Raw genomic sequence first — 19924 nt, 5'->3', positions numbered from 1 at the left:
GAGAAGAGGGGGGATCGGTGACACCAAGACCAACAAGGAGAGGCAACCGAGGAACCCTTGGTGGGAGGGGTTTTGTTAGGGAGAAGAAAACACCCTAGCCCACACCGGGGGGTCGGTCCCCCGCCGCCGGCCACCGGCCGCTGCCGGGGCGTCTCGGCGTTGGCCGCCGGCTCCAGGCCGCGACCGGCCGCCGAACCGAGCGGTCGGTCCAGCGAGGCGAGCAGCGCGTCCCGCCCGGCCCGGATCGGGTCCCGGCTGGATCGTGGCTGGTCACCGGGGGCAGCCGGTAGGCCGTGCCCGCCCCGGCCCGGCTCGGCGCGCGCCGGACCGGGCAGCGCATGCCCGCCCCGCTCCGGCGCCGGCTCCTGACCGAGGATCTGGGTCGGCCGCTCGGTGCAGAGGTACTGCGCCATGTCGTCGTGCGGCGAGATGACCTGGCGGCTCTTGTCCAGCTCCCAGATGGCCTGGGCGGTGGCCTTGCCGGACGGCCAGGTGGCGATGATCCGCCAGGTGCCGTCGTCGCGCCGGTACGCGTCCCAGGAAATCTTCTCCGCGTCGATGCCGTGCTGGGCCAGCCGGCCGTCGACGACCTCGGCGAGCGGGGCACCCTTGTCGGAGTTCTTCAGCCTGGTACGCCGGGCGTGCTGGGCGAGCATGGCCCGCTCCTGCAGCACCGGTCCGGCGTAGCGCAGCACCCGGTCAACCGGCACCCCGGCGATCCGCGCGACGTCGTCGGCCGACTCGCCGGACCGGATCCGGGCCTGGATGTCCCGGGGGGACAGCGACGGCTGGGGATCTCCGGGCTGGCTGGCCACCGTCAACGTGGTCGAGCTGTCCGGGTCGGCCTGCACCGCAGTGGAGACGCGGTCGTCGATCGGCAGGGCGAGCAGTCGGCCGACCTCGTCAGCGAGGACCAGGGCCTGACCGTCCTCGGAGAGGGCGACGAAGCGTACCGGGCGCATCGCGTTGCCTCCGTCCCGCTGAGCTGCCCCACGCCGCAAGGTCGACCCGCCCGCGACGTCCTCCGCACACGGTACGCCGATAAGCAACCCGATGGGAGTAGGCCACGCCGGGCATGTCGAGTGAGCTGCCCAGATCCGTCCGGCTGGGCGAGTCGGATGGTGGACGGTGATCGAGCGTCGGCGATCACGATCGATCACGGGAGGTCAGCGGTTGATCGTCATCCTAGAGCAAATCCCGCCGATTCAGCGGCAACCACCGCCGAACCGGCTTAATCACCCGATATGCCTCAAAGCCGCTCGATCACGAAGTCGACGCAGGCGGTCAACGCCTCGACGTCGGACGGGTCGATCGCCGGGAACAGCGCCACCCGCAGCTGGTTGCGGCCGAGCTTGCGGTACGGCTCGGTGTCCACGATGCCGTTGGCCCGCAGCACCTTGGCGACCTTGCCGGCGTCCACTCCGTCGACGAAGTCGATGGTCGCCACTACGTTGGACCGCAGCGCCGGATCGGTGACGAACGGAGTGGCAACCGCGGACCGCTGAGCCCAGCCGTAGATCGCCGCCGCGCTCTCCGCCGTCCGCTTCGCCGCCCAGGCCAGCCCACCCTGGGCGTTCATCCAGTCGGTCTGCTCGGCGGCGAGGAAGATCGTCGCCAGTGCCGGGGTGTTGTAGGTCTGCTCCAACCGCGAGTTGTCGATCGCGGTGACCAGGTCCAGGAACGCCGGGATGTACCGGCCGGACGCCTTGACCTGGGCGGCCCGGTCCAGGGCGGCCGGCGACATCAGGGCCAGCCAGACGCCGCCGTCCGAGCCGAAGCACTTCTGCGGGGCGAAGTAGTAGACGTCGGTCTCGGTCGGGTCGACCTCCAGGCCACCGGCGCCGGACGTGGCGTCGACCAGCATCAGCGCACCGTCGTCGGCCCCGGCGACCCGCCGGATCGGCACCGCGACCCCGGTCGAGGTCTCGTTGTGCGGGGTCGCGTAGACGTCCACGCCCGCCTCGGCGACCAGGGCCGGGGCGCTGCCCGGCTCGGCCTTGTGTACCGTCGGCTCGCCGAGGAACGGCGCGTCGCGTACCGCCTTGGCGAACTTGGCCCCGAACTCGCCGAAGCTGGCGAACTGCGCCCGGTCGCGGACCAGGCCGAACGTGGCGATCTCCCAGAACGCGGTGGTACCGCCGTTGCCGAGAATCACCTCGTAGCCCTCGGGCAGCGCGAAGAACTCGGCGATGCCGCGTCGCAGCCGGGCGACCTCGTCGCGGACGGTCTTCTGCCGGTGGGACGTGCCCAGGTAGCTGGTGGCGACCTCGGACAGCGCGGCGACGGCTGCCGGGCGGACCTTCGACGGGCCGCAGCCGAACCTGCCGTCGGCGGGCTTGATCTCGTCTGGGATGCGGATGGTCGCAACGTCAGCCACGGTGGTCAGAAGTCCTTCCAGATGCGTAACGGGTTGACCAATCCTTGCACCCGACCGGCCGGCCCCGGGGTGTGGTCCCACGTCTGCGACTGAGGCGTGCCCCACACATCCCGGGCCGGTGCCGGCGGAGTCGGTGCCGGATCAGGATCCGTGCCGGATCAGACGTCGTGCGGGACCGCGTCCCAGCCGGCGACCTGCTGCGGCTTGCGCGGCTGCGGGCCGACGTACCGGGCGGACGGGCGGACCAGCCGCTTGAGCCGCTTCTGCTCCAGGATGTGAGCGCTCCAGCCGCCCATCCGGGCGCAGGTGAACATCGAGGTGAACATGTGCGCCGGCACCTCGGCGAAGTCGAGCACCACCGCCGACCAGAACTCGACGTTGGTCGCCAGCACCCGGTCCGGCTTGCGGTTGTGCAGCTCCTCCAGGGCAGCCTTCTCCAGCGCCTCGGCCACCTCGTAGCGGGGCGCTCCGAGCTCCTTGGCGGTGCGGCGCAGCACCCGGGCGCGCGGATCCTCGGCCCGGTACACCCGGTGACCAAACCCCATCAGCCGTTCGCCGCGGTCGAGCACGCCCTTGACGTACGACTCGGCGTCGCCGCTGCGCTCCACGCCCTCGATCATGTGCAGCACCCGGGACGGGGCACCACCGTGCAGCGGTCCGGAGAGCGCACCGATGCCCGACGAGATGCAGGCGGCGGCGTCGGCTCCGGTGGAGGCGACGACCCGGGCGGTGAAGGTGGAGGCGTTCATGCCGTGTTCGGCGGCGGAGATGAAGTACGCGTCGACCGCCTTGACGTGCCGCGGATCGGGTTCGCCTCGCCACCGGCGCATGAACCGCTCGACGATGGTCTGCGCCTTGTCGATCTCCTTCTGCGGCACGGCCGGAAGACCGAGCCCACGGGCCGACTGGGCGACGAACGACAACGCGGTGACCGATACCCGGGCCAGGTCCGCGCGGGCCTGCTCGTCGGAGATGTCCAGCAGCTGGGACAGCCCCCAGTACGGGGCGAGCATGGCGACCGCCGACTGCACGTCCACCCGGATGTCGCCGGAGTGCACCGGCACCGGGAACGGCTCGGCGGGCGGCAGACCCGGCCCGAACCGACCGTCGACCAGCAGTGCCCAGACGTTGCCGAAGGAGACCTGTCCGATCAGATCCTCGATGTCGACGCCGCGGTACCGGAGGGCACCGCCCTCCTTGTCAGGCTCGGCGATTTCGGTCTCGAATGCGATCACACCTTCGAGACCCGGTTTGAAGTCGGACATGTGGCTCTCCTGGTGGGGATTTGGCGGTGCTGCCCGAGCGCCCGGTAGAACTGCTGCAGGCTGCCCTGAACGGTTTCGCTGACATCCGTGTGCTGCGGTGACTGGTCGTTCGTGCCCGGCGGGTGACCGGTTGTTCGTGCCTGGTGGGTACCCAGCGTAAGTTCGGTGCCAGGGGTAGCCCTAGTTCAGGAGAGCGACGTGACGGGAGACACACCACGACCGAGTCTGGCTCGTCGTGACTATCGCGGTGCCCCGGAACTGCGTCGCCGTGACCTCGCCGTCGACTGGCACACCCAGTTCGCCCGGTGGTTCGCCGACGCGGTGGCGGCCGGGTTGCCGGAACCGAATGCGATGGTGCTGGCCACGGCCGACGTCGATGGGCGACCGAGTACTCGGACGGTGCTGATGAAAGGGTACGACGAGACAGGAATCGTCTTCTTCACCAACTACCGGTCGCGCAAGGGCACCGAGGCCACCGCCAATCCCTCGGTCAGCCTGCTCTTTCCGTGGTTCGCGATGTCCCGGCAGGTGGAGGTGCGCGGGGTGGTGGCACCGATCCCACGGGCGCAGACCGAGGCGTACTTCGCCACCCGGCCACGTGGCTCCCAGCTCGGCGCGTGGGCCAGCCCGCAGTCGCGGGTGGTGCCGGACCGTGCGGCGGTCGACGCCGGCCTGGCAGCAGCCCGGCGGCGGTTCCCGGAGCCGACCGCGGTGCCACCGCCGCCGCACTGGGGCGGTCTGCGGGTGGCGCCGCGGACCGTCGAGTTCTGGCAGGGTCGGGCCGACCGGCTGCACGACCGGTTCCGGTACCGCCGGGACGCCGCCGGCGGCTGGTCGATCGAGCGAATCGCGGCGTAGCGCAACTTTTAATTTACTCTTAGCTATTGTGGATCACTGGCCGGCGGGTGACCCGCGAGCTGGATCGAACGGTTATCGTCGCCGCATGGACAACGTCGATGCACGTCCGGGCCCGCCGTCCGGAGCGCAGTGGACGATCGCGGCGGACGGGCACGAGGCCGTCGTGGTCGAGGTGGGCGGCGGGCTGCGGGCGTACCGCGCCGGTGGGGTCGACTACGTCGACGGGTACGCCGAGGACGAGCTCTGTGTCGGCGGCGCCGGCCAGGTCCTGGCTCCGTGGCCGAACCGGATCCGGGACGGCCGCTACACCTTCGCCGAGGTCACCCGGCAGCTGCACCTGTCTGAGCCGGACCGGCACACCGCGCTGCACGGGCTGGTCTGCTGGCTGCCCTGGCAACTGATCTCCAAAACGGCCGACGAAGTGGTGATCGGCTGCACCCTCTTCCCGCACCCCGGCTACCCGTGGTCGCTGGTGCTGCGTACCCGGTGGGCGGTCGGCGCCGACGGACTGCGGGTGACCCACCAGGTGACCAACGCCAGCGTCGAGCCGGCACCGTTCGGGCTCGGGGTCCATCCGTACCTGCGGCTGCCGGACACCATGGTCGACGATGTGACCCTGCACCTGCCGGCCCGCAGCCGGCTGCTGGTGGACGGCCGGCTGCTGCCGATCGGCGCGGCGAAGGTGGCCGGTGGCGAGTACGACTTCACCAAGCCGCGGCGGATCGGCCCGGTGGTGCTGGACACCGCGTTCGGCGACCTCGACCGGGATCCGTCTGGCGGCTCTGCCGTCCGGTTGTCCAACCAGGACGGATCAGCTGGCGTGACGCTCTGGGCCGACGCCGCCTTCGGCTGGTGGCAGCTGTTCAGCGGGGACACCTTCGCGGAGCCGCGCTACCGGCGGTCGGTGGCGGTCGAACCGATGACCTGCCCACCGGACGCGTTCCGGTCCGGGCGGGATCTGATCGTCCTGGCGCCGGCCGAGACCTGGCAGGCGAGCTGGGGCATTCGGCCGGGACAGGATCCGGCGGGACCGGGACAGGAGTCGGAGGGTCGGTGATGGAGTTCCGCGACGCGGTTCGGCGGCGGCGGATGGTCCGCAACTACGATCCGGACCGCCCGGTACCGCCCGAGATCGTCGACCGGTTGCTGGAGCACGCCATCCACGCGCCGTCGGCCGGCTTCTCCCAGGGCTGGGGTTTCCTGGTGCTGGACCGGCCGGACGACCGGGCGGCGTTCTGGGCGGCGACCACCCCGGTGGCGGCGGACCCGGACACCGAGCGGCGCAGCCGCTGGCTGGCCGGCATGACCCAGGCACCGCTGATCATCGTCCCGCACGCCAACCGGTCGGCGTACCTGGACCGGTACGCCCAGCCGGACAAGGGCTGGACCGACCGCGACGAGGCGCGCTGGCCGGTGCCGTACTGGCACATCGACACCGGTTTCGCCGCGCTGCTGATGCTGCTGACCGCCGTGGACGAAGGGCTGGGGGCCTGCTTCTTCGGCATCCCGCCGGAACGTACGTCGAGTTTCCGGGACGCGTTCGGCGTGCCGGAGGAGTTCGTCCCGATCGGTGCGATAACCGTCGGCTACCGGGCACCGGACACGCGTTCCTCGTCGCTGCGTCGCGGTCGCCGTCCGGTCGACGAGGTGGTTCATCGTGGCCGGTGGAACGGTTGACCGGGGCCGGTTGCGGGCGGTGACGCTGCGGTACGGGCCGCAGGATCGCTCCGATTGGTCGCAGCAGGTCGCTACGCTGGCAGACGCGCTGGCGTACGGTGGCGTCCGGCCGGTGGGTGGCGGTTCGGCAGACAGACGGTTCGGTAGGCGACATGGGAGGAGCGCGCCGTCGTGATCTTCAAAGCGGTGCGGGACGGTCGTCCTTACCCGGAGCACGGTCTGACTCTGAAGCAGTGGGCGGAGATTCCGCCCCGCCCGCTGCGCCTCGATCAGCTGATCACCACCAAACGGGAGCTGGCGCTGGACAAGTTGCTCGCCGAGGACTCGACGTTCTACGGCGACCTCTTCCCACACGTGGTCCAGTGGAACGGCGGTCTCTACCTGGAGGACGGCCTGCACCGGGCGCTGCGGGCCGCGCTCCAGCAGCGCAACCAGATCCACGCCCGGGTGTACCTGCTCATTCAGCAGCGGGCCGCCGGCTGATCTGCCGGCCCGACCCGATTGGACCGCCGGCCGTGATGATCCCCCGGCCGGCCCCGGATGCGGTTGTCGTACCGGGGCCGTACGGTGAATCCAGACGTCCCGGCGGTGGGCCGGCGTCTGGTGAGGACGGTGATGGGGATGTCCCGCAGCGGCGATGTCAACACTCCTACTCGGGAATTTCCGGAATATCCCGACGGTACGCCGGACCCGGCCGGGCCGGCTACGCCACCGGCGGAGTCCGGTGGCCGTCGGCGCGGGCTGCTCGGTCTCGCCGCAATCGTCGGTCTGGTCGTGGTGCTGCTGCTGTCGACCCAGGCCGCCGGGTTGCTACCGAGTTGGCGCAACCCCTTCGCCCAACAGGAGACCGATCGCACTCAGCCACCGGTGCTGCAGTCGATCCAGGATCTCAGCCGGTTCGTCGCGGCGGAGGGTAACTACCAGGTTGTCGTCGACCTTGAGCAGGACCGACGGTACGTGCCCGATTTCCTGCTCAACGAACGGACGCTGTTCGTCGGGGTCGGAACGGTCGAGGCATACGTCGATTTCGGGCAAATCGGCGAGGAAGCCATATCAACCTCTGAGGATGGTCTTTCTGCGCAGATCGAGTTGCCGGCGCCGCAGCTGACCGATGCCGATCTCGATCTCGACAACAGCTACGTCTTCGCCGAGGAGCGTGGCCTGCTCAACCGTCTCGGTGAGGTGTTCGGCGGTGACCCGAACCGGCGGCAGCAGGTCTACCAGTTGGCCGAGGACCGGATCGCGGCCGCTGCCCGGGAGAGCGGGATCGCCGGGCGGGCCGAGGAGAACACCCGCAAGATGCTGACGGGGCTGTTGCGCTCCCTGGGATATGAGGAAGTCTCAGTCACCTTTGTGACGCCGTAGACATTTCCACAAGCTGAAACCGCCCGTAAAGGACGGCGATCCGCCGGGCCGAATCATCCTTCGGTCCGGCGTTTTCCGTCCGGGGGTGGGCACTCGTTCGGCGCGGGCCGCGCTAGAGTGCAGTCGAGGGCCGGATCCGCGCGGAAACGGCGGGCCAGACAATGAAACTGATTCATGACTGGTATGACGGCCTGGCTGTGGTCAGTCTCTAATTCGGGGGTGCACCCGTGGCGCGTTCGGTGCGCAACGACGAGGTCGAGGTCACTGTCCTTCTGCCGTGTCTGAACGAGGCGGAGACGTTGGAGGTGTGCATCCGAAAGGCCCGCCGGTCCCTCGACGAGCTCGGGGTCCGGGGTGAGGTCCTGGTCAGCGATAACGGCTCCACCGACGGCTCACAGGAGATCGCCGTACGCGCCGGTGCCCGGGTGTCGCACGCCCCGATCCGCGGCTACGGCGGAGCGCTGATCAACGGCGTCGAGCAGGCCCGGGGGCGGTACGTCATCATGGCCGACGCCGACGACTCGTACGACCTCTCCGACCTTGGACCGTTCATTCATGAATTGCGCCGCGGTCGGGACGTGGTGATGGGGAACCGGTTCCGCGGCGGCATAGCCGACGGCGCGATGCCGTTCCTGCACCGCCATCTCGGCAACCCGGTGCTCTCCTGGCTCGGCCGCCGCCTGTTCAGCTTGAAAGTGGGCGATTTCCACTGCGGCATCCGCGGCTTCAACCGGGACCGGGTCCGGCAGTTGCAGCTGTGCATGCCGGGCATGGAATTCGCCTCCGAACTGGTCGTCCGGGCCGCGCTCAACGGCTACGACATCGCCGAGGTGCCGACCACCCTGCGCCCCGACGGCCGGAGCCGGCCACCCCACCTGCGGACCTGGCGGGACGGCTGGCGCCACCTGCGGTTCCTGCTGGTGTTCGCCCCACGCAAGATGCTCATCTGGCCCGGTGCGGTGCTGTTCGCGGTCGGCCTGATCGGCACCGTCACGTTGGTCGTCGGCCCGTTGGTCGTCGGCGGGATCGGCTTCGACGTCAGCACCCTCGTCTACACCTGTCTCGCCATGCTCGCCGGCGCACAGCTGCTGCTCTTCGGAGCGTTCGCGCTGATCTACGGCAGATACGAGGGCATTACCGACCTGCGACAGTCCGACCGGTGGAGCCGGTACGTCAGACTGGAGACCTGCACGGCCGGCGGGATCACGTTGATCCTGCTCGGTCTGGCCGGCACCATTCTGGCGGTCGCCACCTGGGGTGCGACCGGCTTCGGTGCCCAGGACGCGAGTGACACCATGCGGGTGGTGCTGCCCTCCTCGACCGCGATCGGCCTCGGCGCGACGCTGATCTTCGCCGGGCTCTTCTCCAGCCTGCTCAGCCTGCGGCGGGTCTCCGTCGCCGTGGCCGATCAGCAGATCCCGGAGCTCGGCCCGCTGGTCGTCAGCACCCACTGACCAGGACGGCCCGCCGATTCACGATACGGTCGGCGCGCGTCACGACGACGAACGGTTCCGCGGAGCACCATGACTGTCGAGACATCCCCGGCCGGCACCGGCGAGCCGCCCGACCGGAAGGTAGGTTCGCCCGACCGGGGGGCATCGGGCCGCATTCCGGAGCAGGGCAATCCGGACGGATCTCGTGGACCGGACCTGGCTCGGGATCCGGGGCGGGGGCCAGGGCCGGGCCGGACCAGGGCTTCCCGGTTGTGGTCACTGGCCGGCCGTCCGGGGTTGCTCGCCGTACTGACCTGGTTGGTGGCCACGCCGGTGGCGGTCGTGCTGCCGTCGGTGGCGCGTGCCGACCCCTTCACGGTGGCCGGCCGGTCGCTGCCGGTCACCAGCGGCCTGTTGCTGGTCTGCCTTGGCGGACTGGCCGCTGTCGCCGTCCGGCGGTGGGCGCCGACGACGATGCCGGCACTGGCCGGAGTCAGCGCCGGTCTGGCCTCGGCCTGGCTGGCGCTGATCCTGCGGGCCGCGCTGTCCGGCACCCCGTTCGGCTTCGGTGGCCTGTCCGGGGACATGCTGCGGATGACCGCCACCGCTACCCGGTACACGGTCACCGCGACCAGCGCGGACACCACAGTGCCCGGGCTGCCGTCGGAGTACCCGCCGCTGTACGCCTGGCTGGTCGGTCGGGCGGCGGTGCTGCTCGACCAGCCGGCCTGGCGGTTGCTCGGCGACGCCGAGGTGCTGTTCGTCTCGGCGTCGGTGCTGGTCGGTTTCCTGCTGTGGCGCCGCCAGGTGGGTCCCTGGACGGCGCTGGCGATCTCCTGCGTGGGGGTGCTGGCCTGGTCCGACCCGCGGAAGGCGTACGAGGTCCTCGCTTTGATGATCTTCATCCCGTGGGTCCTGGAGACCTTCACCCGTCCACCTCGCGGCCGGCTGCACTGGCTGGTCTGCGGGCTGCTCGGCGGTCTGCTGGTGGCGCTCTACCAGGCCTGGCTGGTCTACGCGGCGCTCGGCCTCGTGGTGATCATCGGGACGGCCTGGCGGGCCGAGCCGGACCGGTGGGCGTACCTGCGACGGCTGCTGCTGGTCGCCGCAGCCGCCACCGCGTCGTCGGCGTGGTACGTGCTGCCGTACCTGTGGGCGTTGACCACCACCGACGGCGGACAGCTGGTCTCCGATCTGTTCGTGTCGCCGTACTACCTCGATGGTCTGCTGCCGTTCCTGGATCGGGGTGACCTGCCGCTGCGTGGCCTGCAGCTGGCCGGCATGGTGGGCCTGGTCTGGCTGATCCGGTCGACCTGGTGGGCTCGACCGCTGTTGCTGATCGCCGCCGGCGCGTTCGCCTACCGACTGCTGTCGATGGTGCGGTTCGTGCTGACCGGGCACACCGCCTTCGGGCACTACACAGCCCGGCTGTACGGCGTGGTGCTGGCCGTCGCGGGGGTGCTGACCCTGGTGCACGTGGTGCCGCTGCTGCTGCGCCGGCTGCGGATCAGCCCGCCGGTCGGGCTGGCCGGCGTGCCGCTGGCGGTGCTGCTGGCCTGGGCGGTGCCGGTCTACTCCACGAACTGGATGCCGGGCACCAACGGCTCCGGTTCGGGGTATGCGACGGCCGCGCACGCCGAGCCGCTGCCCGACGGCGGCTATCCCCGGTACGCGCCCGATACCGGCCGCGCCGACTGGTTCCCGGTCGAGCCGGTACGCCGAGCAGTCGAGCAGGTCACCGGGCCGGACCCAGACCGGGTCACCCTCACCGTCGACGAACGGCTCTTCTCGTACCTGCCGTGGCCCGGTTACCTGAGCAACGACCGGACCGCGGCGGGCACCCTGTCCCGGTGGGACGAACGCCGGGCCGAGCTGCGCGACCTGGCCGACCAGGAGGACCCGGCGACGTTCGCCGCCGAGTCTGCGGCGACCGCGTTCGGGCCGATCGACGTCTTCGTCCTGACCCGGGACGGCGACGAGCTGATCTGGCAGGAACTGCGGTTCCACCGCGACCAGTTCGATCCGCGGTACTGGGCGGTCCGCGACGACCTGCCGGAACAGGTCTTCGTCGCGGTCCGTCGGTGACCGCTCAGTACGACGTGGCGAGGTTACGGTCCTCGTTCGGCATCACGATCCACAACGCCAGGTAAATGATCACCTGGGTGCCGGGCAGCAGTAGCGAGAGCAGGAAGATCAACCGCACCATTCCCGCTGAGATGCCGAATCGTTGGCCGAGCCCGGCGCAGACGCCGGCGATCATCCGTCCGTCGCGGGGACGTACCAGTTTGCGGCTCATCGGACGCTCCTTCGGGTGTCGTTGCTGGCGGGTCTGCCACACTCCACGGTAGGTACGCCGGGACGTGGTGACCTCCGTCCACGGACCGATTCGCGGCGTGGCTCCCGTACGGCGTTACCCTGACCGATTCAAGATCATTCAGGGGCCGCGCCAGGGCGGCGTCATCTCTCGGACGTGCGAGCTACCCGCATTGTTCACCGACTGCTAATCTTGCCGGCGTTGCCCACACCGACGGTGCCCCCACCCTCGTCGGCGCGCTCGGGCGACGCCACCCCTCGGAGCGCCTCGCGCGCTCGTCTAGACGGAAGCGCGCGAATGTGACACTGGCGATCCTGATTGCGGCGAACCGGGCTTCTGCTACCCCGACCAGCGCCGATGCCGGAGAGTTGCGCACAGCAAGTGGATCGTCGCTCAACGATCACCTCCGGGGGCAGCTCGTGGCGGCCGGTGCCGACGAGGTGCGGACTGCAGCACCGGGCATCGTCGCCGACCTCGTCGAGCGGGCCGCCGGGCCGGTCCTGCTGTGCGCCACCGACGTGGTCGCCCACACTGAGGTGATTCGACTGCTCTGCGTGGCGCCGGCCGATACCACCCGGGCGCTGCTGCTGACCACTGAGGACGGCTCCGGTGCCGGTCGGGCCGCCGCCGTCAGCGCGCTGCGCGGCCGGATCGTCGCCGTCACCACCGACCCAACCGGTGCAGACCCGGTCACTGTCGGTTCGGCCACCGTCGGTGCGGCCGGTGCGGGCCGGCTTCCGCTCTTCGGTGGCGTACTGCGGGTGGGCGTCGATGACCTGTCCGCGTTGGCCACAGCGGCCCGGGCCGGCGCCACCCGGCGACTGCCACCGGGCGCCCACCCGCTGGACGCGATCCTCGCCGAGTTCGTCGCCGACGGTGCCACCGTCGGGGCGTACCCGCTGCGGCACCTGGTGGCCCGGCGGGTGGCCGACCCGGTCGGTCTGTCCGACGCCGAGGCCCGGATCCGTGCCGTCGACCCCGACCGGGCCCGACTGCGCCTCGCGGTCAAGGAACATGACGACCTGTTCGCCACCTACTTTGTAAGCAGCTGGTCACCAATCGTTGCGAAGCTCGCGGCGCGGATCGGGTTGAGCCCGACCGGGGTCACCACGATCTCGGTCGCGTTCGCCGCCGCCGCCGCGCTGCTGTTCGCCGTCGGTGACCGACCGCTGCTGCTGCTCGGTGCGGTCCTGCTCTATCTCGGCTTCGTGCTCGACTGCGTCGACGGCCAGCTGGCCCGCTACACCGGCCGGTTCAGCGCGTTCGGCGGCTGGCTGGACACCATCGCCGACCGGGGCAAGGAGTACCTGGTCTACGCGGGGCTCGGCGTCGGCGTACACCAGGCGGGACTGGCCGGTGGGTGGGCGACCGACGGATGGGTGCTGGCCACCGCCGCGATCGTGTTGCAGACCGTCCGGCACATGACCGACGCCTGGTACGGGGCGCTGCACGACGAAGCTGCCCACCGGCCGGCCACCGGCGCGGCGGTGGGCGGGGTCGGCGGTCGGCTCAGCCAGGCCTCCGACCGGGTGCTCGCCGGGCCGCGCTCGCCGATCTACTGGGCGAAACGGACCATCGTCTTTCCGATCGGCGAGCGGTGGGCACTGATCGCCGCCACCGTGGCGCTGTTCGGCCCGCTGGTCAGCCTGTGGGCCGTGCTCGGCTGGGGGATGCTCGCGGCCATCTGGACGGCGGGCCTGCGGACCCTGCGGGCCCGGTCGATGCGGGTTTCGGTGCTGGCGGCGGCGGACACCGCGACCTACCGCGACGACGGTTTCCTGGCCAGTCGGATCGCCGGTCTGCTGACCGGTCGGTCCCCCGCCGGGCAGCTGCCCCTCGCGGTGACCGCCGCCGGGGCCGCCGCGACCCTGCTGGTCCTGACCGCGACCGGCGTGCTGTCCGGTGCCGGCGCCGTCCTAGTCGGCGCGGCGGCCCTGCTGGCGGCCGGCTCGGCCAGCGCGGCCAGGCCGGCCACCGGCGCGCTCGACTGGCTGGTGCCGGCGGCGCTGCGGGCGGCTGAGCTTCTCTTCGTCGTAGCGGCCGGCGTGGTCGCCGGCGTGCCGGCCGCGGTCACCTACGGACTGCTGCTGATCCTCGCCCTGCACCACTACGATCTCACCGCCCGGCTGGAGAAACGGCTCGACGGACCACCGCTGCGCCGGTGGAGCCTCGGCTGGGACGGCCGAGTACTGCTGCTCGCCGCCGCCGCTGCCGGACCGATGCTGCTCGCTCCCGGGCTGCCCGCGACGGTCGACCCGGTCGCGGTGACCACCGGTGTGGTCGCCGCGTTCGCCGGCTATCTGATGCTGCACTTCCTCGTGACCGCGGTCGTCGATCACCGGCCGCCGGCACCGGATCGAGCAGCGCACCACCGCCCGCCGGGCGCCGTCGCCCGGATTCCGGCACCCCGCCGGTCGCCGGCCATACCGGCTGATCCGGCTCCCTCCCTCCACCCCGCCGGCCGCCCCGCCGGCACGATCGCAGGTGATGACCGATGACGTTGATCAGTATCGTTGTGCCGGTGTACAAGGTGCAGGGCTATCTGCGGGAGTGCCTTGACTCCATCCTCGGGCAGTCGTTCACCGACGTCGAGGTGATCGCGGTCGATGACTGCTCGCCGGACACCTCCGGGCAGATCCTCGCCGAGTACGCCGCCCGCGACCCCCGGCTGACCGTGCTGTCGCTGCCGGCCAACGTCGGTCTGGGCAAGGCCCGAAACGCCGGCCTGGACGCGGCGACCGGCGAATACGTCTGGTTTCTGGACAGCGACGACTGGCTGACCGACGGCGCGCTGCGGGCGGTCGCCAACCGGCTCCGCGACACCACGCCCGACGTGCTGATCGTCGACCACGTACGGGTGTTCTGGAACAACTACCAGGCGGGTAGCGCACTGCGCCAGGCGTTCCCGACCTCGCCCGGTGCCGAGGTGTTCGACGTACGGACCCGACCGGAGACGCTCAAGGTCCTGCACACCGCCTGGAACAAGGTCACCCGCCGGGAGTTCCTGGTCGATCTCGGGCTGCGGTTCGAGGCTGGCTGGTACGAGGACGTGTCGTTCACCTTCCCGCTGCTGGTCGCGGCCGAGCGGATCACCGTACTCGACCGGGCGTGCGTCAACTACCGGCAGCGCCGCACCGGCGCGATCACTCGGACCCGCAGCGCCCGGCACTTCGAGATGTTCGACCACTGGGGCCACACCTTTGACTGGTTGGACGCCCGCGGCCCGCAGGCCGATCCGGTCCGGCCCGAGCTGTTCGGTCTGATGATCTCCCACTATCTGATGGTGCTGGGGCACGGCGGCCGGCTGCCCCGCGAGCTGCACCGGGAGTTCTTCGCCCGGGCACACGCCGACTACCAACGGCGGCTGCCGGCCGGCGGTTACCCCGAGCCGGACGGCGTGGAAGGACTGAAGCGGCGGCTGCTGGCCGCCAATCGGTGGCGTACCTTCGCCGCGTTGCGGGTCGGTCAGCAGGCCCGCAAGAAGCTGCCCTCGGTCTCCCGACGCCTCGGCCGGCCGGTCAAGCGGCGGCTGATCAACTTGGCCCGGGCCGGTCGGCGGGTGTTGCTGCGCGGCTACTACCGGCTGCAGCTGCGGCTGCCGATGGACCAGTCGCTGGCGCTGTACGCCGCGTACTGGTACCGGGGCTACAGCTGCAACCCGGCGGCGATCCACGCCAAGGCGGCGCAGATCGCCCCGCAGATCAAGAGCGTCTGGGTGGTTCGTCGGGACCTGGCGCCGAGCATGCCGGCCGGCGTGCCGTACGTCGTCGCCGGCACCCGGGGCTACTACCGGGCCCTGGCAAGGTCAAAGTGGCTGATCAACAACGTGAACTTCCCCGACTACGTGCGCAAGCGGCCCGGCTCGGTGCACGTCCAGACCCACCACGGCACGCCGGTCAAGGTGATGGGTCTGGACCAGCAGCGGCACCCGATCGGCGCCACCTCGATGAACTTCTCCCTGCTGCTGCGCCGGGTGGACCGGTGGGACTACAGCGTCAGCGCCAACCACTTCTCCACCCAGATGTGGGAGCGCGCCTACCCGGCCGGCTTCGAGTCGCTCGACACCGGCTATCCGCGCAACGACCGGCTGGCGCTGGCCACCGACGCCGAGGTGGCAGCCGCCCGGGAGGCGCTCGGTATCGCTGCCGGCGAGCGGGTGGTGCTCTACCTGCCGACCCACCGCGAACACCAGCCCGGCTGGCGGCCGGACTTCGACGCCGACGCCTTCGCCGAGGTCCTCGGCCCGGACGCCTGGCTGCTGATCCGCAGCCACTACTTCCACGACCGGCAGCGGACCGGCCGGGCGCCCAACGCCCCGGCCAGCGGCCGGGTCCGGGACGTGTCGGCGCACCCGGTGGTCGAGGACCTGTACCTCGCCGCCGACGTGCTGATCACGGACTACTCGTCGGCGATGTTCGACTACGCGATCCTGGACCGACCGATCGTGATCTACGCGCCGGACGCTGCAGCGTACGCGATGGCGCGGGGCGTCTACTTCGACATCACCGCGGAACCTCCGGGAGCGGTCGCCACCACCTTCGGCCACCTGCTGGACGTGTTCCGTACCGGAGCGGTCGACGACGACGCCGCGGCCAAGGCCCGGACCCAGTTCCGGGGGCGGTTCTGCCACCTCGACGACGGGCACGCCGCCGAGCGGGTGGTCCGCCGCGCGTTGCTCGGCGAGCCGGCACCGCCGGCCGCCCGCTGATCCCGGATCGGGGCGGACGGACGGTGGTCGGTCAGCTGTCGGTACGGCGGGACGTCAGTCGCCGTCGACCGGACCGTGCCGTCCGCCATGCCCGGCGGAGCAGATTCCGGCTCTGTCGGGCACCCATCTCGGACAGCCACTGCGGACTGCGGGCCAGGGTGCCGGCGGTGCCGTCGGTGACGACCAGCGTCGGCCCGGCGGCGTCCGGCGTCAGCCAGAGCACCCGGGCGCCGACCCGGGTCGGACCGGTGCCGAGGGTGCCCCGGCCGCCGCGCTCCGGCCCCGGCGGTACGGCGTACTCGCGGCCGCTGTCCCGGACGACCAGCCGGACCGGGTACCGGCCGGGGGCCAGCTCACCGGCGGCCAGCCGGCAGGACCAGCGCAGATCGTTGCCTTCGCGGGATTCGACGGTGACCGGTTGGCGGAGCAGCCCGTCCCCGACCTCCAGCAGCAGGTCGGAGCGGACCTGACCGGGTTCGCCGTCGATGCCGGCGCAGCGCACCGTGCCCTCGACGGCGACTGTCGGGCCAGCGGCTGCCGGGCCGGTGACCGGCCGACTGCCACGCAGCGCCTTGACACTGACTGTCATCTCGCGGACCCGGAGCAGATCGCGGTAGGTGTCGAAGTCGGGGTGCCCGAGGTACGGCTGGCCGGCGTGCACCCGCAGCGGTCGGCTGGAACGCGGCCGGCGTACGGTCGCGGCGTCCTGCTCGTAGATCGCGACGGCGCGCAACCCGGCCCCGGCGTTGCCGACGAACTCGCTGGCCACATCGATCGGGATGTCCTTGAAGAGGCTGTGTATTCGGGCGGTGAACTCGGCGAGCTGATCGTCGTCGCAGCCAGCCGCCGCCCGCCACGCGTAATGCAGCTGCATGTAGGCGATCCACCGGTACACCGCTTCGCGGTCGTCCGGGCGCAGGTCCCGCACCTCGTCGGCGAGCCGCTCGATGATGGTCAGATGCTGCATGATCCGGGCCGGCTGGCTGCGGGAATCCATCAGCGAGGAATTGTCCCCCCGCTGTCGGTAGAGGTAGCTCAGCCGGGGGGTGAGGATCGTCCGGGGCGATCTGGCCAGCAACGGGATGGTGAACAACACGTCCTCGAACGCGGTGCCCTCGGTGAACGTGACGCCGACCGCGTCGACCAGATCCCGGCGGAAGATCTTGTTGCAGGCCGACGGGTTGCCAACCAGATCCGGGGCGTGCGCGATGTGCTCGACGACCCGTTCACCGATGAGCAGTTCACGACGCCAGGCGGGGTTCGGCCGGGGCGGCAGCCCTTGCATGTCGCCGACGGCGATCGCCGCCTCATGGTGGTCGGCGAGCCCGGTCAGGTGACTGAGCGCGCCGTCCGGGTAGATGTCGTCCGAGTCGAGGAACGCCAGGTAGCGGCCGGTGGCGAGGCGCACGCCATGATTGCGGGCCGCGCCGAGCCCGGCGTTGTCCTGCCGGACGTAGCGCACCGCGGTGGCCTGAGTGGCGTACCGCTGGGCGATCTCGGCTGACCCGTCAGTCGAGCCGTCGTCGACCACGATGACCTCGACCAGGTCCCGACCAGGCTGGCCTTCGATGGATCCGAGCGCTTCCGCGAGCCATTTCTCTGTGTTGTAGACCGGCACGACGACGCTGACCGTCGGAGATGGCACCGCGTTCACCTCACGTCACGACTGGGTAATCTGGGCCGGTGACCCTGATTCGTAGAGTACGTCGCGTGCTGCGCCCGGCCCGGCGGATGGCTGGTCGGCTACAGCGCATGGCCGGCCGGCCAGCGGCGCAACTCTACAGCCCGAACGTTACCGCGAGCGACGTTCGTCTTCTCGTCGGCGTCGCCGAGCGCAGGGGTGATCGTCAGGGCGTAACAGCGGCCCTGCTCCGGCTGGTGCAGCGCGGGGCGGCGAACGAGACCGAGCAGCGGCGGGTCCGGTCCGTCGGCGTCGGCGCCCCGGGCCCGGCCGCCGACCCGCCGCCCGCGGGTCGACCGGCCGGCGACGCGGTCCGGCTCACCCTGCACCGACCCGATCCGGCCGCCCCGATCGAGGCCACCGTCACCGGCCGACCCGCACCGCTTGCGTACTGGCGTCATGCCTGGTCAGGGCTGCCGTCCGACCTGCGAGACCAGCTCACCACCAGTGTCCTCACCCGACTCGCGGCGACCGGCGGCGTCACCGAGGTACGTGCCGGCGACCCGGCCAGCGCATCCGTCGCCCGAGCGGTCGCCGCCGGCACCGGTGCACGGTACGGTGGGCAGCCGTGATCGTTCCCTGGCGCCGTGGCACCTCCGCCGGACACCTGCTTGACGACGCGCTGAGCGCGCTGACCGCCGCCGACTGGTCCGACACCGGCCGCCCCCCGGTCGCCTGGCTGCACTGGCCGGTCGACAGGGCCAACCCGTACCAGTCGTTGCTGTACAGCCGGTTCGCCGGGCACAACTTGACGCCGATCCGGGTCCGCCGCCTCGACCAACTGGACAAACTGCTGCCCGCGCTGCCCGACGGCGTCGGCCGGGTGCTGCACGTGCACTGGCTCTACGACGTCACCTCCGGTTGCACCACCACCAGCCAGGCCGAGGCAGCGGTCGATGCCTTCGCCAAGCGGCTGGACACCCTGCGCGACCAGGGCGTACGGCTGGTCTGGACGGTGCACAACCTGCTCCCGCACGAGACTGTGCACCGGGCGACCGAAACCCGGCTGCGCCAGGTGATGCTCGCCGCCGCCGATGTGGTGCACCTGATGCACGACAGCCACCTCGACATCCTGCGGGAGACCTTCGGAGCCGAGCCCCGACGCGTGGTGATCGCCCCGCACCCCACCTTCGCCGGCGCCTACCCGGACTGGGTGGACCGGCCCGCCGCCCGCAGCCACCTCGGCATCCCGCTCGGCGTCCGGGTGCTGGTCACCTTCGGGCAGGTCCGGCCGTACAAGGGGCACGGCGACTTCCTCGACGCGCTCGATGTCGCGGTCCGGCTCGACCCACGGCTGCGCTGGCTGGTCGCCGGCAAGGTACGCGAGGAGGCCGGCGGCCCCGACTTCATGCGCCGGGCTGCCGAGCACCCGGCGGTGATCTTCCACCCTGGCTTCGCACCCGACACCGACGTGCAGTACTTTCTGCGGGCGGCCGACGCCGCCGTCTACCCGTACCGGTCGTCGCTGAACTCCGGTGCGCTGGCGCTGACCGCCGGGTTCGGACTGCCGGCGTACGTGTCGACCGGCACCACCGTCGGTGGCCTGCTGCCGGACGCCGCGCTGCGCCGGTTCGACCTGTCCGACCCGGACAAGACCGCCGAGACGATCACCGAGTCCGGCGGTTCCTGGGACCGCGCCGAGCCGGTCCGCGCGGCGGTCCGCGACCACGTCGAAGCCCTGGCCCCGGCCAAGGTCAGCGCCCGGTTCGCGGCTGAGCTGCGGCGGCACCTCGACCCGCTGGCGTGACCGCGTACCTAAGTAGATCGATCGGTCGCTAGTCTTGTCGGCATGTCGAGCCCTGTGCCACCGGCGCCTCCGTCAGGTCCGGACCGTAAGTTGGTCTGGGCCTCCGACGAGGTGCGGGTCAGTATCGCCGAGCAGGTCCTGCCGCTGCGGGACCGGCAGAGCAGGCCAGCGGCGGCCGTCCGGGCGGCGGTCTTCGTCTACGCCTTCACCTGGCTGCCGGCCTTCGTTGTCTTCGCGGTGGCGACGACCGCCGCGCCGGCGTACACCAACCACGCCAGCGTCGCGGCGACTGCCGTCTGGGCACTGCAGTTCACCACCCTGATCGCGGTCTGGGCCGTGGTCGGGGCGGTGACATCGCGGCGGGCCACAGCGGCCGACGGTGCCTATGAAGCCCCACCGGCCCGCCGGGTGCTGGTCCGGGGGGGGGGGGGGGGGGGGGGGGGGGGGGGGGGGGGGGGGGAGGGGGGGGGGGGGGGGGGGGGGGGGGGGGGGGGGGGTG

General features: G+C 71.3%; 17 protein-coding genes. 12 read left to right on the top strand and 5 right to left on the bottom strand.

Annotation, left to right across the window (positions count from 1 at the left end; genetic code table 11):
* The 3 genes from sepH to ACXAHD_RS24560 all read right to left on the bottom strand — a co-directional run.
* Positions 1–962: septation protein SepH (sepH, locus tag ACXAHD_RS24570; protein WP_475053451.1), on the bottom strand; the 962-nt coding region annotated here is incomplete at its 3' end.
* Between the two features lie 287 nt (positions 963–1249).
* Positions 1250–2377, bottom strand: a complete 1128-nt coding sequence (gene serC, locus ACXAHD_RS24565) for a phosphoserine transaminase (protein WP_281552005.1) — start codon at positions 2375–2377, stop codon at positions 1250–1252.
* 158 nt (positions 2378–2535) lie between these two features.
* Complete coding sequence (locus ACXAHD_RS24560) at positions 2536–3642, bottom strand: citrate synthase 2 (RefSeq protein ID WP_123606312.1); 1107 nt, start codon at positions 3640–3642, stop codon at positions 2536–2538.
* A gap of 198 nt (positions 3643–3840) precedes the next feature.
* Between ACXAHD_RS24560 and pdxH the strand changes: the two genes are divergently transcribed.
* The 7 genes from pdxH to ACXAHD_RS24525 all read left to right on the top strand — a co-directional run bounded on the left by pdxH (position 3841) and on the right by ACXAHD_RS24525 (position 11060).
* The gene (gene pdxH, locus ACXAHD_RS24555) at positions 3841–4500 is read left to right on the top strand and encodes a pyridoxamine 5'-phosphate oxidase (protein WP_281552004.1); all 660 of its coding nucleotides are present in this window, start codon (positions 3841–3843) and stop codon (positions 4498–4500) included.
* Positions 4501–4585: 85 nt separating this feature from the next.
* The gene (locus ACXAHD_RS24550; RefSeq protein WP_281552003.1) at positions 4586–5557 is read left to right on the top strand and encodes an aldose 1-epimerase family protein; all 972 of its coding nucleotides are present in this window, start codon (positions 4586–4588) and stop codon (positions 5555–5557) included.
* Complete coding sequence (locus ACXAHD_RS24545; RefSeq protein WP_281555738.1) at positions 5557–6177, top strand: nitroreductase family protein; 621 nt, start codon at positions 5557–5559, stop codon at positions 6175–6177. Before ACXAHD_RS24550 ends, ACXAHD_RS24545 begins: the two co-directional genes overlap by 1 nt.
* 171 nt (positions 6178–6348) lie before the next feature.
* On the top strand, positions 6349–6660 hold the full coding sequence (locus ACXAHD_RS24540) for a type II toxin-antitoxin system VapB family antitoxin (RefSeq protein WP_123606308.1): 312 nt from the start codon (positions 6349–6351) through the stop codon (positions 6658–6660).
* A 291-nt stretch (positions 6661–6951) separates the two neighbouring features.
* Positions 6952–7542 (top strand): DUF4230 domain-containing protein, encoded by a 591-nt coding sequence (locus ACXAHD_RS24535; protein WP_281552002.1) that lies wholly within the window; start codon positions 6952–6954, stop codon positions 7540–7542.
* Positions 7543–7769: 227 nt separating this feature from the next.
* Positions 7770–8996 carry a glycosyltransferase family 2 protein gene (locus tag ACXAHD_RS24530; protein ID WP_281552001.1) on the top strand — a complete coding sequence of 409 codons (1227 nt, stop codon included), beginning with the start codon at positions 7770–7772 and terminating at the stop codon, positions 8994–8996.
* Positions 8997–9065: 69 nt separating this feature from the next.
* A complete protein-coding gene (locus ACXAHD_RS24525) occupies positions 9066–11060 on the top strand; it encodes an arabinofuranosyltransferase (RefSeq protein ID WP_475053445.1) in 1995 nt (664 codons plus the stop codon).
* Between the two features lie 4 nt (positions 11061–11064).
* Here the strand turns inward: ACXAHD_RS24525 and ACXAHD_RS24520 are convergent, their stop codons facing one another.
* Positions 11065–11271, bottom strand: a complete 207-nt coding sequence (locus ACXAHD_RS24520) for a PspC domain-containing protein (RefSeq protein WP_281551999.1) — start codon at positions 11269–11271, stop codon at positions 11065–11067.
* A 386-nt stretch (positions 11272–11657) separates the two neighbouring features.
* Here ACXAHD_RS24520 and ACXAHD_RS24515 point away from each other — a divergent pair, with 386 nt between their 5' ends.
* Together ACXAHD_RS24515 and ACXAHD_RS24510 are read left to right on the top strand one after the other, a co-directional pair.
* Complete coding sequence (locus ACXAHD_RS24515) at positions 11658–13787, top strand: DUF5941 domain-containing protein (RefSeq protein ID WP_475053453.1); 2130 nt, start codon at positions 11658–11660, stop codon at positions 13785–13787.
* Positions 13784–15997 (top strand): bifunctional glycosyltransferase/CDP-glycerol:glycerophosphate glycerophosphotransferase, encoded by a 2214-nt coding sequence (locus tag ACXAHD_RS24510; protein ID WP_281551997.1) that lies wholly within the window; start codon positions 13784–13786, stop codon positions 15995–15997. Before ACXAHD_RS24515 ends, ACXAHD_RS24510 begins: the two co-directional genes overlap by 4 nt.
* Before the next feature lie 31 nt (positions 15998–16028).
* Here ACXAHD_RS24510 and ACXAHD_RS24505 read toward each other — a convergent pair whose 3' ends face one another.
* Positions 16029–17642 (bottom strand): glycosyltransferase family 2 protein, encoded by a 1614-nt coding sequence (locus ACXAHD_RS24505; RefSeq protein ID WP_281551996.1) that lies wholly within the window; start codon positions 17640–17642, stop codon positions 16029–16031.
* A gap of 38 nt (positions 17643–17680) precedes the next feature.
* Between ACXAHD_RS24505 and ACXAHD_RS24500 the strand changes: the two genes are divergently transcribed.
* The 3 genes from ACXAHD_RS24500 to ACXAHD_RS24490 form a co-directional block, all read left to right on the top strand.
* Positions 17681–18250, top strand: coding sequence for a hypothetical protein (locus tag ACXAHD_RS24500; RefSeq protein ID WP_281551995.1), 570 nt, complete (start codon positions 17681–17683; stop codon positions 18248–18250).
* Positions 18247–19425 (top strand): glycosyltransferase, encoded by a 1179-nt coding sequence (locus ACXAHD_RS24495; protein WP_281551994.1) that lies wholly within the window; start codon positions 18247–18249, stop codon positions 19423–19425. Before ACXAHD_RS24500 ends, ACXAHD_RS24495 begins: the two co-directional genes overlap by 4 nt.
* 42 nt (positions 19426–19467) lie before the next feature.
* Positions 19468–19924: hypothetical protein (locus ACXAHD_RS24490; protein ID WP_475053440.1), on the top strand; the 457-nt coding region annotated here is incomplete at its 3' end.

The organism is Micromonospora sp. ABR4_055, assembly GCF_056160425.1.
Note: the sequence above shows the minus strand (reverse complement) of the source record. Positions and strands in the feature narration are given on the sequence as shown.

Excerpts from the sequence above, each read along its gene's own strand:
- ACXAHD_RS24560 (WP_123606312.1), bottom strand. The coding sequence starts at position 3,642 with ATGTCCGACTTCAAACCGGGTCTCGAAGGTGTGATCGCATTCGAGACC.
- ACXAHD_RS24550 (WP_281552003.1), top strand. The coding sequence starts at position 4,586 with ATGGACAACGTCGATGCACGTCCGGGCCCGCCGTCCGGAGCGCAGTGG.
- ACXAHD_RS24545 (WP_281555738.1), top strand. The coding sequence starts at position 5,557 with ATGGAGTTCCGCGACGCGGTTCGGCGGCGGCGGATGGTCCGCAACTAC.
- ACXAHD_RS24525 (WP_475053445.1), top strand. The coding sequence starts at position 9,066 with ATGACTGTCGAGACATCCCCGGCCGGCACCGGCGAGCCGCCCGACCGG.
- ACXAHD_RS24520 (WP_281551999.1), bottom strand. The coding sequence starts at position 11,271 with ATGAGCCGCAAACTGGTACGTCCCCGCGACGGACGGATGATCGCCGGC.
- ACXAHD_RS24510 (WP_281551997.1), top strand. The coding sequence starts at position 13,784 with ATGACGTTGATCAGTATCGTTGTGCCGGTGTACAAGGTGCAGGGCTAT.